This is a genomic window from Gelidibacter sp. (genome assembly GCF_053579655.1).
In genome coordinates this window covers 1-16,834 of the sequence record NZ_JBMDWE010000007.1, presented here as the reverse complement: position 1 = coordinate 16,834, position 16,834 = coordinate 1, and the positions used below count along the sequence as shown (strand labels likewise).

At 37.0% G+C, this 16,834-nt stretch carries 17 protein-coding genes; all 17 read left to right on the top strand.

Annotated elements, in window-relative coordinates; genetic code table 11:
* Positions 1-136 precede the first annotated feature (136 nt).
* Positions 137-2,395, top strand: a complete 2,259-nt coding sequence (locus tag ACOH2D_RS05320) for a heavy metal translocating P-type ATPase (protein WP_449534591.1) — start codon at positions 137-139, stop codon at positions 2,393-2,395.
* Between the two features lie 23 nt (positions 2,396-2,418).
* Entirely contained in the window at positions 2,419-2,631 is a 213-nt protein-coding gene (locus tag ACOH2D_RS05315; RefSeq protein WP_449534590.1) for a heavy-metal-associated domain-containing protein, read from the top strand.
* A gap of 15 nt (positions 2,632-2,646) precedes the next feature.
* On the top strand, positions 2,647-3,426 hold the full coding sequence (locus ACOH2D_RS05310) for a M90 family metallopeptidase (RefSeq protein ID WP_449534589.1): 780 nt from the start codon (positions 2,647-2,649) through the stop codon (positions 3,424-3,426).
* 125 nt (positions 3,427-3,551) lie between these two features.
* On the top strand, positions 3,552-3,926 hold the full coding sequence (locus tag ACOH2D_RS05305; protein ID WP_449534588.1) for a hypothetical protein: 375 nt from the start codon (positions 3,552-3,554) through the stop codon (positions 3,924-3,926).
* A gap of 103 nt (positions 3,927-4,029) precedes the next feature.
* A complete protein-coding gene (locus ACOH2D_RS05300; RefSeq protein ID WP_449534587.1) occupies positions 4,030-4,908 on the top strand; it encodes a DUF3347 domain-containing protein in 879 nt (292 codons plus the stop codon).
* A 32-nt stretch (positions 4,909-4,940) separates the two neighbouring features.
* Positions 4,941-7,223 (top strand): multicopper oxidase domain-containing protein, encoded by a 2,283-nt coding sequence (locus ACOH2D_RS05295; protein ID WP_449534586.1) that lies wholly within the window; start codon positions 4,941-4,943, stop codon positions 7,221-7,223.
* A gap of 247 nt (positions 7,224-7,470) precedes the next feature.
* Positions 7,471-7,908, top strand: coding sequence for a hypothetical protein (locus tag ACOH2D_RS05290; RefSeq protein ID WP_449534585.1), 438 nt, complete (start codon positions 7,471-7,473; stop codon positions 7,906-7,908).
* 94 nt (positions 7,909-8,002) lie between these two features.
* On the top strand, positions 8,003-9,187 hold the full coding sequence (locus tag ACOH2D_RS05285; RefSeq protein WP_449534584.1) for a TolC family protein: 1,185 nt from the start codon (positions 8,003-8,005) through the stop codon (positions 9,185-9,187).
* 18 nt (positions 9,188-9,205) lie between these two features.
* Positions 9,206-9,493, top strand: a complete 288-nt coding sequence (locus ACOH2D_RS05280) for a hypothetical protein (protein WP_449534583.1) — start codon at positions 9,206-9,208, stop codon at positions 9,491-9,493.
* 110 nt (positions 9,494-9,603) lie between these two features.
* Positions 9,604-11,106, top strand: a complete 1,503-nt coding sequence (locus ACOH2D_RS05275) for an efflux RND transporter periplasmic adaptor subunit (RefSeq protein WP_449534582.1) — start codon at positions 9,604-9,606, stop codon at positions 11,104-11,106.
* A 12-nt stretch (positions 11,107-11,118) separates the two neighbouring features.
* Positions 11,119-14,229, top strand: coding sequence for an efflux RND transporter permease subunit (locus tag ACOH2D_RS05270; protein ID WP_449534581.1), 3,111 nt, complete (start codon positions 11,119-11,121; stop codon positions 14,227-14,229).
* A gap of 120 nt (positions 14,230-14,349) precedes the next feature.
* A complete protein-coding gene (locus tag ACOH2D_RS05265) occupies positions 14,350-14,643 on the top strand; it encodes an MFS transporter (protein WP_449534580.1) in 294 nt (97 codons plus the stop codon).
* A gap of 51 nt (positions 14,644-14,694) precedes the next feature.
* Complete coding sequence (locus tag ACOH2D_RS05260; protein ID WP_449534579.1) at positions 14,695-14,862, top strand: hypothetical protein; 168 nt, start codon at positions 14,695-14,697, stop codon at positions 14,860-14,862.
* Between the two features lie 57 nt (positions 14,863-14,919).
* The gene (locus tag ACOH2D_RS05255; RefSeq protein WP_449534578.1) at positions 14,920-15,480 is read left to right on the top strand and encodes an MFS transporter; all 561 of its coding nucleotides are present in this window, start codon (positions 14,920-14,922) and stop codon (positions 15,478-15,480) included.
* Positions 15,481-15,522: 42 nt separating this feature from the next.
* Entirely contained in the window at positions 15,523-15,771 is a 249-nt protein-coding gene (locus ACOH2D_RS05250; RefSeq protein WP_449534577.1) for a (2Fe-2S) ferredoxin domain-containing protein, read from the top strand.
* Positions 15,772-16,284: 513 nt separating this feature from the next.
* Positions 16,285-16,431, top strand: coding sequence for a hypothetical protein (locus ACOH2D_RS05245; RefSeq protein ID WP_449534576.1), 147 nt, complete (start codon positions 16,285-16,287; stop codon positions 16,429-16,431).
* A gap of 4 nt (positions 16,432-16,435) precedes the next feature.
* On the top strand, positions 16,436-16,834 hold a 399-nt coding region (locus tag ACOH2D_RS05240), incomplete at its 3' end, for a DUF2231 domain-containing protein (RefSeq protein ID WP_449534575.1).

Below are 16,834 nucleotides of genomic sequence, written 5' to 3'. Positions count from 1 at the left end.
ATTGGCATAGGAAACTCGGTAAATTTTTAAAGTGGCAAGCGTAATCAAGAAAATATTACACATTATTCAGCATATAACGTAACACATTAAGAGCCATTATTCCTGAAATTTGTAATCTGCTTATATTATTAAGATTATGGAAACAGTTAATATATTTGAAACAAAACAAAAACCTCATAAGCCCGGAGTGAAAAAATCATTTCCGGTAACAGGCATGACCTGTGCATCCTGTGCTTCGAGTGTTGAATCCATCCTTTCGCATATTGATGGTGTAAATAATGCCAGCGTCAATTTTGCCAGTAGTTCGGTTCTTGTAGATTACGATGCGACGATAACAGATAAGGAATTACAAAATGCTTTACGTGAAGTAGGTTTTGACATTATTATAGGTGCAGAAAACCCTTCAGAAATACAACAAGAACTTCAGCAAAAGCATTATCAAGATATAGAAAATCGCACTATTTGGTCTGCTGTTTTGACCTTGCCAATCTTTATATTCGGAATGTTCAATATGGATTGGGTGCCTGGAAAATGGATTTCTTTGGTCCTAACGTTTCCGATACTTTTTTGGTTTGGGCGCAGCTTTTTCATCAATACTTATAAGCAAGCCAGACACGGTAAGGCCAATATGGATACCTTGGTAGCTTTGAGTACTGGAATCGCTTTCTTGTTTAGTGTATTCAATACCTTTTTTCCTGAATTTTGGTTGAGTCGTGGTATCGAGCCTCACGTATATTATGAGGCTGCTACGGTTATTATTACTTTTATTTCCTTAGGAAAACTATTGGAAGAAAAAGCAAAATCAAACACCTCTTCCGCTATCAAAAAATTGATGGGCTTACAACCTAAAACGTTAAAGATTATTGAGAATGGAGAGGAAAAGGAAATCCCAATTTCATCCGTTCAAGTAGGGCAAACTATTCTTGTTAAACCTGGAGAGAAAATTCCTGTTGATGGGTTGGTCTCTAAAGGAAGCTCTTATGTAGATGAGAGTATGATTACGGGAGAGCCTGTTCCCGTGGAGAAGACAAAGGATGAAAAAGTATTCGCAGGAACAGTAAACCAAAAAGGTAGCTTTCAGTTTACTGCTGAAAAAGTAGGAAGCGAAACCTTGTTGTCACAAATTATAAAAATGGTTCAGGAGGCGCAAGGTAGCAAAGCACCTGTTCAAAAACTGGTCGATAAAATTGCGGGAATATTTGTGCCTGTGGTAATGAGTATATCAATTATAACGTTTATTGTTTGGATGTCAGTTGGTGGCGAAAATGCATTTTCGCAAGCCCTATTAACTTCAGTCGCCGTATTGGTTATCGCCTGTCCTTGTGCCTTGGGATTGGCAACACCTACCGCCATAATGGTGGGCATTGGGAAAGGTGCAGAAAACAATATCCTTATAAAAGATGCTGAAAGTTTAGAACTCGGTTATAAAGTGAATGCCGTCATCCTTGATAAAACAGGAACCATTACAGAGGGAAAACCATTGATAACGGATATATTATGGAAAGAGAACTTTGAAAATAAAAGTGAATACCAACAAATTCTCTTGGCTATTGAGTCACATTCAGAACATCCTTTAGCGGATGCGGTTGTTAACCATTTGAAAGAGCAAAACGTAAAGCCAGCAGAAATTGATTTATTTGAAAGTATTACAGGGAAAGGTGTAAAAGCTCAAACAGAAAATGGGTCAAATTTTTTTGTTGGTAACCAAAAGTTGATGCTTGAGAAAAATATTCAAATCGATGGTTCTTTAATGAGAACAGCAGAAGGATTAGAAGACCAAGCAAAAACGGTAATTTTCTTTGGTAATGAAAAACAAGTGATGGCAATACTGGCCATTGCAGATAAGGTTAAGGAAACTTCAAAAAAAGCCATAGCAACGCTTCAAGAAAGAGGTATCGAGGTCTATATGCTTACGGGAGATAATAGTAAAACCGCATCTGCTGTCGCAAAACAAGTTGGTATAACAAATTACCAAGGCGAAGTAATGCCTTCAGAAAAAGCAGATTTTGTTGAAAAATTACAGACGGATGGAAAAATTGTAGCGATGGTTGGAGATGGTATCAACGACTCTCACGCTTTGGCGCAGGCCAATGTGAGTATCGCTATGGGTAAAGGTTCAGACATCGCCATGGATGTCGCAAAAATAACCTTGATAACCTCAGATTTGCAATCCATACCAAAAGCATTGGAACTCTCAAAAAGAACCGTATTGGGAATACGTCAAAACCTATTTTGGGCATTCATTTATAATATCATTGGTATTCCCATTGCAGCAGGAGTTCTTTATCCTATAAATGGATTTTTATTGGATCCAATGATTGCAGGAGCTGCAATGGCTTTCAGTAGCGTCTCAGTAGTTGCCAATAGTTTAAGACTTAAACGAATAAAACTTTAATATTAATTATAAATTCAAATACTATGAAAACTTTAAACTTTAAAACAAATATCAATTGCGGTGGGTGTATATCAAAAGTAACACCTTTCCTTGACAAGCAACAAGGAATTGAAAGTTGGGAAGTGGATACTGCTAATCCTGATAAAATTTTAACCATTAAAAGCGATGGTGTTACCGAAGAAGAAGTAAAGGCTACATTGCAAAAAGTTGGATTTAAAGCTGAAGCTATAGCTTAATACTTAATTTTTAATATGGTTTATATTATAATTTTGGTTGTGATTCTGCTGTTTGCTGTTCATTTTTATAAAAAAGCGAAACGGCAGAGCGTACAGCCTTTTCCAAAGCATTGGCACAAATTACTAGTGGAGAATGTTCTTTTCTATAGAAATCTTTCGAAAGATAGGCAGCTTGTTTTTCAAAAAAAAATGATGCAATTTCTAAGTGAGGTTTATATAGATAGTGTGCAGTTTGAATTAGAAGAGTTGGACAAAATTTTAATTGCAGCAAGTGCCGTAATTCCTGTTTTTGGTTTTAAAGAATGGCATTACACTAATTTAAGTGGAATCCTCTTATATCCAGATAATTTTAATGAAGATATGGAATTTAGCGGAAAGGATAACTCGCGTAATATTGGTGGCATAGTGGGGAATGGACGTTTTGAGAAACAAATGATCTTATCCAAAAAAGCATTGTATCACGGCTTTAACAACGTTACCGATAAAAGTAACACAGGTATTCATGAATTTGTACATCTTATTGATAAGCTAGATGATAGAACAGATGGGGTGCCAGAGCGGCTTTTAGAACATCAATATGTGCTACCCTGGTTAAATTTAATTCATAAGGAAATGGAAGCTATAAATGATAATCAGTCTGATATCCGAAAATATGGAGGCACAAACCAAGCAGAGTTTTTTGCGGTAGCTTCAGAGTATTTCTTCGAGCGTCCGCATTTGCTTAAAAGGAAACATCCTGATCTATATAAAATGTTGGAAAAATGTTTCAATCAAAAATTAGTCAATCATAACTAAAGCTTTGCATTTAATTGAAAGCGAAGTGCTATAAAAATCATAAATAAAACTTAAACTTTAGTACAGAACACATCAAATAAAAAAACAGATTGTTTTTTATATTACATTTATGTGATTATTTAAAAATGGGAAAAAATCTTCAAATAGTGATTATGGTAATGACACTTGGCATAATTTTAATGCCAACGAGTGTATTTGCACATATTGATTTTTCTCATCAGTCAGAAAAGAGCTGTTGTTCCAATATCACTGAACATTCCTCTAGTGATTGTTGCAAAAATAATAAAAATCAAGACACCAAAACAAAAGATTGTGACGGCACTTGTGGAAATCTTTCTTGCCACTGTCCGTCCACTACAAGCTTACCTATAAATTACTCTGCAGTTTCAGAAGAAACAAACACCGTTGTTATTGTTGGTTTCAAAAGTTTATGGAACTACGCCAAACAACAACCAAAACCTATTTATTTCCAGATTTGGTCTCCTCCAAAATTAGGCTAATACAGCACTCCTGATAGCCATAGGTCTGTCAAATTGAAAACAAACACCTTGTTTTCAACATTCAAAATAATAATAATTTTAATTCTTTTTATAAATGAAATCAATGTTTAATATATTGATAGCGCTATCGTTGGTGCTATCTGTTACCTCGGGCTACGCCCAAATTAAAAATTCGCAAACAGAAACCATAAAAATATTAGGTAACTGTGAGTTGTGCAAAGCCGCTATCGAAAATGCGGGAAGCATTAAAAATGAGGCCATTGTAACCTGGAACAAGAATAGCAAAATGGCCACAATAACTTTCGATTCAAAAAAAACAAATCGGAACGAAATACTAAAACGAATTGCCTTGGCAGGTTATGACAGCGACCAATATCTCGCACCGGATAATGCGTATGCACAACTTCCAGACTGTTGCAAATACCAAAGACAGAAAAAAGAAGCGGCAATAGCAATGGATCACACCATGATGAAGATGGAAATGTCTGATTCAGTAATGGATATGCCATCTACTGAAAATCATACAGATATGGCTATGTCTGAAACGATGGAACCAAATGCTTTGGACGCGGTGTTCAATAATTATTTTGCTATAAAAGATGCTTTGGTAAGAACCAATGCTGCAGTAGCGGCTACAAAATCGTCTGAATTGTTGACGGCGGTAATGGATCTAAGAATAGAATCACTAAAAGCAGAAGAGCAAACTGCTATAACCAAAGTGATGACATCAATAATGAATGCAGCAAAAAGTATTTCGGCAACCAATGATATTGCAAAGCAACGGGAAACGTTTAAGGCGCTTTCAAAAAATATTCACGAAATCTTACCTTTTTACAGTGCCAAGGAAACCCTTTACTACCAATATTGCCCAATGCAGGATGCCAATTGGTTGAGCAAAGACAAGACGATCAAAAATCCCTATTACGGCTCACAGATGTTAAGCTGTGGCTCCACTGTGGAAACCATTGACACTAAAAACTGAAAAAATAATAAAACACAATTTTTAATACCTAAATGAAAAAAATAATCTTGGTGCTTTTATTTCTGGGAACAGGTTCCCTACAGGCACAAAATATAGTGCGTTACGATCTTTATGTGCGCGATACCATTGTCAATTATACTGGCAAAGAAAAACGCGCCATTGCCGTAAATGGACAAATACCGATGCCAACGCTCGTGTTTACCGAAGGCGATATTGCCGAAATTTATGTTCACAATGAATTGGACGAAGAAACAGCCCTACATTGGCATGGTCTGTTTTTGCCCAATAAAGAAGACGGTGTTCCCTACCTTACCCAAATGCCCATTCCGCCCCACACCGTTCATAAATATACCTTTCCTATCATACAAAACGGGACCCATTGGTATCACAGCCATTTTGGACTTCAGGAACAGATAGGAATGTATGGTTCTATGATTCTGAAAAAAAGACCGGATGATAAAACCTTCAGAAAAGGGATAGACGATTTGCCGACCATTCCGATAGTCCTGAGTGAATGGACCGACATTAAACCCGAAAATGTACACAGAATGTTGCACAATGCATCAGACTGGTTCGCAATCAAAAAAGGAACAACTCAAAGTTATTCAGAGGCCGTAAAGTCTGGACATCTAAAAACAAAACTTCGGAACGAGTGGAAACGTATGAACGCGATGGACGTAAGTGATGTTTATTATGACAAATTTCTTATCAATGGTAAAAGTGAAAATGAAGACACATCTCTTAAAGGCTTGAAAGCAGGGGATAAAGTGCGTCTACAAATTTCAAACGGAGGTGCTTCCAGTTATTTTTGGCTCACGTATGCCGGCGGAAAAATAACAGTGGTTGCCAATGACGGTAATGATGTGGAGCCAGTGGATGTGGATAGAATGCTTATTGCTGTTTCTGAAACCTTCGATGTAGTGGTCACTATTCCAGCAGATAACACGGCCTTTGAATTTTTGGTAACGCCGGAGGACCGCACGAAATCGGCTTCCATCTATTTGGGAGATGGCATAAAACAACTCACTTTGCCACTGCCAAAACTGAAATATTTTGAAGGTATGGAAATGATGAACGGCATGATGAAAATGAACGGCGACCTGGACCAAATGGGGATGACTATGAGTATGCAGCAAATGGATATGAATGTGGTGATGTATCCTGAAATAACAGGTGCTTTGGATACCGGAAAAGATAAGAAAATGAAAATGGAACCCGACAAACCTTCGGTTCATAATATGGACCAAATGGATGGAATGAAGATGAGCGAAGATATGTACAAAAGCAATGAGCTTTCAGAAATAACGACACTCAACTATGCTATGCTGAAGTCTCCTACCGTGACCACGCTTCCCGAGGATGCGCCAGTCAAGGAACTACATTTTACACTTACGGGCAATATGAACCGTTACGTTTGGAGTTTGGATAACAAAGTAATCTCTGAAAGTGATAAAATCCTGATAAAGAAAGGCGAAAAAGTAAGGATTACCATGTACAATAATTCTATGATGCGCCATCCCATGCATTTACACGGCCACGACTTTAGGTTGCTCAATGGGCAAGGCGACTACGCACCCCTAAAAAATGTAGTGGATATTATGCCTATGGAAACCGACGTCATCGAGTTTGAGGCAAACGCTGAAGGCGATTGGTTTTTTCATTGCCACATCCTGTATCATATGATGAGCGGAATGGGTAGGGTATTTAGCTATGAGGATCAGGAACCTAATCCATTGATTCCAAATCCAAAACTTGCATTAAGGAAATTAAAAGCGGATGACAGGGAATTCCATCTAATGGCAGAAAATGATTTTGCGACCAATGGAAATGATGGACAACTGATGATTCAAAGTACACGATGGAGTTTTGGTACCGAATGGCGTTTGGGATATAATAATATGCACGGATACGAAACAGAAACTCATATTGGTCGGTATATTGGAAAAATGCAATGGCTAATGCCATTTGTGGGTTTTGACTGGCGCTATAGAAAATTGGGTCATAATGAGGTCGAGAAAAATATTTTTGGTCAAAGAAACACAAAGGACAAACGTGCCGTAGTAAGTGTAGGGGTTAATTATACTTTGCCAATGCTCGTGATGGCACAGGCCGAAATATTTTCTGATGGTAATGTCAGATTGCAATTTGAGCGTACTGATATCCCGTTGACTCAGAGATTGCGTATGAACCTTATGTGGAATACGGACAAGGAATATATGGGAGGATTACGATATATCGCAACGCGAAATGTGGGAATTACCGCCCATTACGACAGTGATATGGGGTTTGGTGTTGGTGCAATGCTAAACTATTGATGAATAATATTAATTCCATAAAATGATAACAGTCTTAAAATTTTATTCTGTTCAATAGATTATTTAAAATGCCGGAAGTTATAAAATCTTTCGGCATATTCGAATTTACAATTATATTGGTGATGTAGTCAAAAGTAAATGCACAGTCCTAATTTTAGAGTCGTGATAGAGGCAATTGTATTATATACTGAGAAAATTCAATAAAAAGCTTCTTTTTAGTCTATAAATTATTTAATTTCGTCAGATAATGCAAAAGCACACCAACATAAAAGCACTTTTCTTTTTAGGCGTATTTAGCCTATTGCTATTGCATAACATAATTCCTCATACCCATCATCAGCACAAATCTGAACACTCGCATAAAGCAGTTGCACATTATGATGGTCATAGTCATCATCATGGTATTTCAGAAAACGAAAATTCTCAAGAAGGATTTTTAGGATTGTTTTTGGAGGTGCACGAACATTCTGTATCGTCTAATGAAACAGTAGTAACGCACGAAAGTAGTGTCAAACAGATCAATGTTAAAAAGGATGTAAAAACATCTATTTTTCTTAATCGTTATAGTATTTCTATAAACTATGATGATGAAGACGAAAAGATTACGGGGTATCATACACCCAATAATTATTTTAATTCTTATCTCTCTTCCCTCGACTCAAGAGGCCCACCATCTTTAGGTTAATCGCTAAGGAATACAATTACTATGGTATAGTATTCCATCTTAAAAATTCAGGCCTGTCTGCCGATAGGCAAGATTAAACCTAAAATTTCAAACAATGAATAAACACATCGTATTCGCAATTTGCGGATGCCTGTTCTTTGTCACTGGTTTTTCACAAACTAAAAATGTAGAGGAACTGCTAAACGAAATTGAACAGAACAATACAGAGTTAAAAGGTTATCAAACGTTTATTGAAAGCCAGCAACTCGAAAACAAGAGTATTAACAACTTGCCTGACCCGCAGTTATCTGGGTATTATATGCCCTTTGGCGATAATATAACTGGAGATTATACCGAATATGAAATTTCTCAATCCTTTGAATTTCCCACGGTATATGCATCGCGTAACAAATGGAACAAGTCTAAATCGCAACAGTTATCGTCAGCCTATTCGGCTAAAAGACAAGACGTCTTATTGCAAGCAAAGGGTATTGTTTTAGAAATTGCTTTTTTACAAAAACAAAAAACGATTGAAACCGAAAGGAAAATCCAGAGCAAACAAGTTTTTGACCAGATACAAGAACTTTTTGAAAAAGAACAAGTAGGCATTTTAGATTTGAATAAGTCCAAAATTGCTTGGATACAAGAGCAATTTGTTGTTAAACAGATAGAAAGTGATATCCAGATTCAAATGTCCAAACTCAAAACTTTGAATGGTGGAAATCCTATTGATGGCATTTCATCTGAAATAGTTTTGCCTATTGAAATTGGAACATTTGAAAATCTTTGGCAGGATAAATTGGCAAAAGATCCTCAATTGCAAGAATTGAAAGCTAATGAAGACGCTTCGCTTCAAAAAATAAAATTGGAGAAAAATAAGGTGTTGCCCAATTTGGCACTTGGCTATAATTACCAGGGTGTTAGTGGAAGTAATTATTCAGGGATTTACGGTGGTGTTTCAATTCCGCTATGGAGTAGCAAGAATAAAGTAAAAGCTGCCGAGGCAAATTATGAGTATCAGCAATCCAATACCCAAGTAGTCACTACTTCGCTTTACACACAATTTCAAGAAACCTATAATCAATACGAATTGATGCTCGAAAAATTTCATGAGTATCAAATCACAATGGGCAATTTAGATAGTGAGCAATTACTATTTAAGGCGTATCAATTGGGTGAGTATTCATTTATGGATTATTATTTGGAGCTTCAGTTTTACCGAACAGCAAAAGATAGAAAGCTGGAAATGGAAAAGGAACTACAACTGCTTCAAGCACAATTATTAAAACATCAATTATAACATTTAAAATACAGAAAAATGAAAATTTCAAAAATATTATTCGCAATAGTAATCGCATCAACTCTATTGGTAAGCTCTTGTAGAGATACAAAAACTAAAGCAACAGACGACCACGGTCACGAACATGATGCGGATGGCGGTCATATGCACCAGGAAAACGTTGAACAAGAAGAGTTTCAGGTAGGAAAAGATTCTATGGGAAATAAGACAGAGGAGCACGGCCACGAACACGATTCAGACGGTAATCACACAAATGATCCTGAAACTCACAAACACGACGATGGCTCTGAACACCACGACCATTAAAAAAATAAAAAATATACATAATGATCCATCCACAACTAAAACGGGAATAGCAAAATCGTATGATTATATGGATGCAACATTTGACTGATAAAAATAATACATAGAAACAAATGAAATATATACTAATAGTGCTCGCCTTTTTGGCAATGTCTTGCAACAACAAGGCCGAAGACGCACATGCACATAATCCTGATGGAACGCACGCTGGAGAAGAAATGCCACGTTTAGACCATACCATTTGGACGGATAAAACAGAGTTATTTGTAGAGTTCCCTGCATTGATTGTTGGTAATTCAAGCAGGTTTGCAGCCCACTTTACGGTATTGAATAAACACCAACCCGTGCGTGAAGGTTCTGTTACAGTGAGTTTAGTTAAAGGCGACAAGGGATTGCGCAATACGGTTGATGCACCATCATCACCAGGGATATTTGCGCCAACCATACAACCAAAAGAAGCGGGAACATACCAACTTGTTTTTGAATTGAAATCACCTGAATATTCCGATAAGATTACGATTGATGACGTTACCGTTTACGCAAGTACTGATGAAGCAATAAAAGCATTAGGTACAGCCGAAGAAGATGAAAGTGTTTCATTTTCAAAAGAGCAGGCTTGGAAAATCGATTTTCAAACGGCACCTGTAGTTTCGGGTAAGATTTTCGATGTCATCAATACCTCTGGAATTTGGATGCCGTCATCAGGATCTATAAAGTCTTTGGCGGCAAAATCTAATGGTGTGGTTGATTTTAAAGTAAATAATCTCACGGAAGGTACAGCGGTAAAACAAGGTCAGCTATTGATGAGTTTAAACAGTCAAGGTCTGGCATCTAACAATTTGAGTACTGAAATAGCCAATGCACGTTCCAATTTTGAACAAGCAAAATCTGAATACGAGCGTAAAAAGGAATTGTACAATTCTAAAATTATTCCGAAGTCAGATTTTGAAAAAGTAGAAAGTAATTTTTCAATAGCGAAATCTAACTATCAATCCTTGACATCAGGAGTTTCAGGCGGTAGCAAACAAATTGTCGCACCTTTTGAAGGCTTTGTTCAATCTATTGCAGTTACAAATGGCGATTATGTAGAACAAGGAGTGGCATTGGTATCAATTGGCACACAAAAATCCAAAGTACTAAAAACCCAATTAGCACCAAGTTATGGACTAACATTGGAAAATGTACAAGGTATTTGGTATCAAACCAAAGACGGAGAATGGAAAAATGTAACGGATGGCGAAGGCTCAATACTTTCTATCGGAAAAGTTGTGGAATTTGAAAAACCATTGATTTCAGTTTTTGCACAAGTAAATGCAGATGTGGATATGCCAGAAGGAAGTCTGACCCAAGTGCAAATAGCGATGGGTAATGCAACACAGAACACAATGATTCCTGTAAATGCTTTATTGGAAGACTACGGAAGTTATTCGGTTATCGTTCAGCTTTCAGGCGAAAGCTTTGAAAGACGACCTGTAAAAATCGGAAAACGCAATGGCGAAAATGTAGAAATTCTTCAAGGTTTAGAAGTAGGCGAAGTGGTTGTTACTACAGGTGCTTACCAAGTAAAAATGGCTTCAATGTCGGGTTCAACACCTGCTCATGGTCACGAACATTAAAAACGAAGCGGAATGTTAAATAAAATATTATCAATTTCACTTCACAATAGATTGCTCATTCTGTTAGGAGCGGTAGCGTTGAGCGTGTTGGGTATTTATTATGCCCGAACAATGAACGTAGACGTATTCCCAGATCTTACAGCACCAACGGTAACCATACTTACCGAAGCGCACGGAATGGAATCTGAAGAAGTAGAAAAATTAGTAACCTATCAACTGGAAACAGCCTTAAATGGTGCGCCAAATGTGAGACGAATCCGTTCATCATCGGCAGCTGGAATTTCCATTGTTTGGATAGAATTTGAATGGGGAACCGATATTTATCGGGCCCGACAAATTGTTAGTGAACGCATTCCAATGGTTCGTGAGAACTTGCCTGAAGGAATAGGAGCACCAACAATGGCGCCTATTTCATCCATTATGGGCGAAATTATGCTCTTGGGTGTAACGTCCGACAGTTTATCACCAATGGAGTTAAGAACCCTTTCCGATTGGACAATCAGACCACGTATAAAAGCGATTGGCGGTATTGCAAATGTGGTGGTCATTGGAGGCGATTTCAAACAATACCAAGTATTTGCCAACCCTGAAATGATGAAGCATTACAATGTAAGTCTTTCTGAATTGGTAGAAAAGGTTAAAGAATCGAATGTTAATGCGCCCGGCGGAATTATCAATCAATATGGTAATCAATATATCATAAAGGGAAGTGGTAGAGCTCATGCCTTGGAAGATTTGCAAGAAGCAGTTTTAAAGCAAGTCAACGGGCAAACCATCAAGATAAAAGATGTGGCAACTGTTCAAATTGGTGCTGCCGATAAAATTGGCGAGGGTTCTTTAAATGCCAAACCGGCAGTTATTTTGACCATTGCAAAGCAACCCGATGTCAACACCTTAGAGTTGACAGAGCGACTGGATGAAGCCATTGCCGATTTAGAAAAAACCTTACCAAAAGGCGTTCAGATCAAAAATCACATTTTTAGACAGGCAGATTTTATTAATGCTTCCATCAGCAATTTGAATCAGACCTTATTGGAAGGTGCATTTTTTGTAATGATTATTCTGTTCATCTTTTTAATGAATTGGAGAACCACTGTTATTTCCTTATTGGCGATACCTATTTCATTATTGGTGTCCATAATCATTTTAAAATGGATGGGTTATACCATTAATACAATGAGTTTAGGAGGTATGGCAATTGCCATCGGAGCCTTGGTGGATGATGCGATTATCGATGTGGAAAACGTGTATAAACGCTTACGTGAAAATATCCGAAAGCCAAAAGCAGAACGTGAACCAACATTAACAGTTGTCCTGAATGCTTCGGTAGAAATCCGGAGCTCTATCGTTATTGCAACCTTGATTATTATCGTATCGTTTATTCCATTGTTCTTTTTAAGCGGAATGGAAGGACGTTTGCTTCAACCTTTAGGGATAGCGTTTGTAACTTCGGTCTTAACGTCTTTAGTTGTTGCGGTAACGGTAACACCTATTTTGTGTTCCTATTTATTGAACAACGAAAAGCTGTTGAACAAACAGGCAGATGGTACACGTGTGGAACGTTGGTTACAGAAACATTATGGTAACCTCTTGGAGCGATCCACTAAAATACCAAAAACGATTATCGGCACAACTATTATCGCCTTTATGATAAGTCTTTTGGTTTTGACACAATTGGGAAGAAGTTTTCTTCCAGAATTTAATGAAGGTTCTTTGGTAATTAGTGTGGTTGGTCCGCCGGCGATGTCCTTAGAGGAAAGCAATAAAACAGGGAATTTAATAGAGACTATACTATTGGATCTGCCCGAAGTGGAAGTTGTTACCCGAAGACAAGGTCGTGCTGAATTGGACGAACACGCACAAGGTGTCAATGCTTCGGAAATTGATGTCCCTTTTGTTTTAAAAGACAAAACCAAAGAAGAGTTTTTTGAGGAAGTCCGAAATAAATTGAGTATTGCGCCAGGGGTTAATATAACCTTGGGACAACCCATTGCACACCGAATTGACCATATGCTTTCAGGTACTCGTGCCAATATCGCTATTAAGATTTTTGGTTCAGATTTGCAACGGTTATTTGAAGTTGGAAAAAGCGTGGAGCAAAACATCAAGGAAATCGATGGACTGGCTGACGTAGCAGTTGACCAACAAATTGAAGTGCCACAGATTCGTATTCAACCAAAGCGTCAAATTTTAGCAGCGTATGGAATGACGGTTGGTAATCTAATGCAGCAAATAGATATTGCTTTTGCAGGTGAAGAAGCAGGTGAAATTTATGAAGGACAGCAGTATTTTGATTTGGTGGTTCGGTATGAAAAACCATTTAGGGATAATATTGAAAACATTGGTAATGCCTTAATAAGCTTACCAAATGGCGCACAAACCACTTTGGGCGAATTGGCAACGGTAGCTTCTGTGAGTAGTCCTAACACCATTAATCGAGAAAATGTTCAACGTAAAATTGTAGTGGCTGCCAATGTTCAAGGCAGAGATTTACGAAGTGCGGTAAACGAAATAAAGGAAGTTGTTGCCAACAATGTGAATATGCCAGAAGGCTACCGTGTAGAATATGGTGGTCAGTTTGAAAGCGAATCGAAAGCATCACAATTGCTTTTGACAACAGCTATTATTGCAATAGCCGTCATATTTCTCTTGCTTTATTATGAGTTTAAAAATGTGAAATTAGCATTTGTGGTACTCATCAATTTACCTCTGGCTTTAATAGGTGGTATTTTGATTGTGTATTTTACTTCGGGTATCATCAGCATTGCAGCCACGATCGGCTTTATTAGTTTGTTTGGTATAGCCACGCGTAACGGAATCTTATTGGTTTCTCGTTATGAAGATTTGAGAAAAGAAGGTATGCAAGGATTTCAGTTGATCAAAAAAGGAGCATTGGATAGGTTAAACCCTATCTTAATGACAGCCTTTACAACAGGATTAGCGCTTATTCCTTTAGCTTTAAAAGGCGGCGAACCCGGAAGTGAAATCCAAAGTCCAATGGCTGTAGTTATTTTGGGGGGATTACTTTCGGCTACGGTTTTAAATTTGGTGGTTATTCCTTGTGTGTATCAATTGGTGATTCGTAAGAATCACGATTCAAATGAAGAAAATCTTATATCTTAAAAGAAGATGAAACTGTCAAAGCTATTAGAGCCGTTCCAAGCCCTTCGCAACAAATTAATTGCGAAACTATATTTGGCACAGACCATAAGTTTATTGTGAGATGCCTTTACGTGGGTCGGTTTGGCGCTTTTGGCATATCAGTTTGGTGAAGAGAGGGCTGCGGTTATATTGGCCACAGCTCTTACTTTACGAGTTACGGCATTTATTATTTTTTCACCTTTTGCTCGCGTATTGGCAGACAGAATGTCCCGAAAGAAAATACTTTATACCACTCATTTTATCAGAATGGGGATTGTGGGATGCTTGCTCTTTGTAACCGAAGCGTGGCAAATTTACGTCCTTGTCTTTTTGATGAATGTATTTAATGCTTTTTTTAGCCCAACCTACCATTCCATATTTCCGCAGATTGTATAGAAATCACTATATAGACAAGCTATTGGATTATCGGCAGCGACCTATCAATTATTGGGAGTATTAGGTCCAGGATTGGCAGGCATATTGGCAATATGGTTAGGTGCGAGGGAGATATTCTTTATAGATGCCGCTACATTTGTCATTGCGGGATTTTTATTATTGAGCCTTCCTAAAAGTCTGATGGATGTCACTCCAAAAAAGGACGAATCGTCGGTTTAACCTACCACTTGGCAGGATGTTTTAAAAGGCATTCGCTTATTATTTACTAATCAATATGTGCGCTTTGCATTACTAATAGAATTCGTTTCTGCTATTGCAGGTGCAATGATTTTAGTCAATACTATAGTTCTGGTTAAAGGAGGCCTTCGACTTATCGATAGAGATTATGAACTTATAATGGCAGCCTTTGGCGTTGGTGCTACTATTGCTGCGTTTGTGTCAGGAGCGGTGGATAAAACCAAATCAAGACGCATCTCGCTAATTATGGGTGCTTTAATATTAGGAGTCGCCATCAGCTTTGCTAATCATCTCAATTTTCCGATGCTATTTTTAGTGTGGATAGTTGCAGGACTTGGGCAAAGCCTTGCGGAAATTCCCTCTGAAACACTTATAGGCGAAACTGTTCCTATTGAAGAACAAGGTAAAGTCTATGGGTCACATTTTGCATTTTCACACCTATGGTGGGCATTCGCCTATCCGCTTGCAGGTTTTTTGGGAACAACATTCCTAAATCAAAGTTTTCTGTACGGGGGTATTATTACAATTGTATCACTGGTTGTGGTAGTGGGTTTTTTAAGACCAAAAAACAAACAGCAAACACCTTATTTAAAAAATTAAACCTTCAACTCATAAAAATTATTAACGGTAAACATTAACATTATGGAAGATTCTAAAAATAATAAACCTGTCATTTATCAGTGTAACGGAATAAACTGCCGAAAGAAAAAAGGAAAGCTTTTAGATTATTATATAAAAAAATACAAACTGAAAAACAAAATAGAAGTTGAACAAATGGATTGTAATAATAAATGCGAACAAGCGCCAGTCCTTCATCTTCATCCAGAGGACATCTGGTTCTCGGAAAAAGATTTAGGGACCATAGTTAAAAAGCATATTTTGAATAAATAAAATTTTACTTCTTGTAGAATAAAAAAGGTTCTAATTAAATAGAAACTATCCTGTCAGAAAAGCGTAGAAACAGACGGATCAAAAAACGAAAAAAATATCAATCCGAAAAAAGTAATATTTCTAAACGAAGTAAAATAGTTTGGATCGGGGTTATCGTTATTTTCATTTTGGTAATCTGTTTGTTTTTTTTTTTTCAATTATTAGAACACTTCATAACAATTGATTGATAATAGCATAAAAAACATTGAAATAATCGCTGTTGCCAGCAAGTTAAAAATAGTTTAACTCGAAAAGATAAATTGTATTTTATAAATTTGAATAACATTAAAAACGAAAAAAATGAAAAAATTAATTTTAGGACTAGTATTAGGATTTGCATTCTAACTAAACTCTTGTGGTGAAAATAAAAAAACTGATGTTGTAGATTCAGGAACTTATCAAGGGGTTGCAGAAAAAGTAGAAGCCGATGAAAGAGAAATCTATGTAAGAACTGCGAATGATAAACTCATTGAATTGTATTTTACGGATCAGACCAAAGTGATGACAAATGATGGACAAACTTCAACTTTTGATGCTTTAAAAGAAAATGGCAATGTGGAAATAACTGTTGAGAAAAAAGGTAATAAAAATGTACCTATAGCAGTTAAAATTTTAGATTAACTAAATGACTTATGAAATTCCTTCACTCTGGAGAGAAGAAGTATGGCATCCACTTTCTGTACACTTACCGATAGTCACATTGCTTTTGGCTTCTATTGCAGCTATCATTTGTTTAGCTGTTAAAAATAAAGTCTATCATCTGTTTGTAAAACAGATGACTTTTGTAATGTTGATTATTGGAGTGTTTAGTGGATGGCTTGCTATTTACACTGGTGAATTGGCATATTCAATAGAAGTTAGAAAAATTTGTGACCCTGAAGTTCTACAAGAGCATCAATGGTGGTCTTACGCTACTTTAATTGTCTATTCAGTTGCATTGAGCCTTATAATAATTCCTAAATTTATTTCTCTCAAATTTTTAAATGTAATTAAACCAATCTACTTTTCCTTATTAATAATTGCT

What these genes read in the sequence shown, in the direction of transcription:
- ACOH2D_RS05285 (WP_449534584.1), top strand. Translation starts at nt 8,003, where the DNA reads ATGAATAAACACATCGTATTCGCAATTTGCGGATGCCTGTTCTTTGTC.
- ACOH2D_RS05290 (WP_449534585.1), top strand. Translation starts at nt 7,471, where the DNA reads ATGCAAAAGCACACCAACATAAAAGCACTTTTCTTTTTAGGCGTATTT.
- ACOH2D_RS05320 (WP_449534591.1), top strand. Translation starts at nt 137, where the DNA reads ATGGAAACAGTTAATATATTTGAAACAAAACAAAAACCTCATAAGCCC.
- ACOH2D_RS05280 (WP_449534583.1), top strand. Translation starts at nt 9,206, where the DNA reads ATGAAAATTTCAAAAATATTATTCGCAATAGTAATCGCATCAACTCTA.
- ACOH2D_RS05270 (WP_449534581.1), top strand. Translation starts at nt 11,119, where the DNA reads ATGTTAAATAAAATATTATCAATTTCACTTCACAATAGATTGCTCATT.
- ACOH2D_RS05250 (WP_449534577.1), top strand. Translation starts at nt 15,523, where the DNA reads ATGGAAGATTCTAAAAATAATAAACCTGTCATTTATCAGTGTAACGGA.
- ACOH2D_RS05300 (WP_449534587.1), top strand. Translation starts at nt 4,030, where the DNA reads ATGTTTAATATATTGATAGCGCTATCGTTGGTGCTATCTGTTACCTCG.
- ACOH2D_RS05305 (WP_449534588.1), top strand. Translation starts at nt 3,552, where the DNA reads ATGGGAAAAAATCTTCAAATAGTGATTATGGTAATGACACTTGGCATA.
- ACOH2D_RS05310 (WP_449534589.1), top strand. Translation starts at nt 2,647, where the DNA reads ATGGTTTATATTATAATTTTGGTTGTGATTCTGCTGTTTGCTGTTCAT.
- ACOH2D_RS05315 (WP_449534590.1), top strand. Translation starts at nt 2,419, where the DNA reads ATGAAAACTTTAAACTTTAAAACAAATATCAATTGCGGTGGGTGTATA.
- ACOH2D_RS05295 (WP_449534586.1), top strand. Translation starts at nt 4,941, where the DNA reads ATGAAAAAAATAATCTTGGTGCTTTTATTTCTGGGAACAGGTTCCCTA.
- ACOH2D_RS05275 (WP_449534582.1), top strand. Translation starts at nt 9,604, where the DNA reads ATGAAATATATACTAATAGTGCTCGCCTTTTTGGCAATGTCTTGCAAC.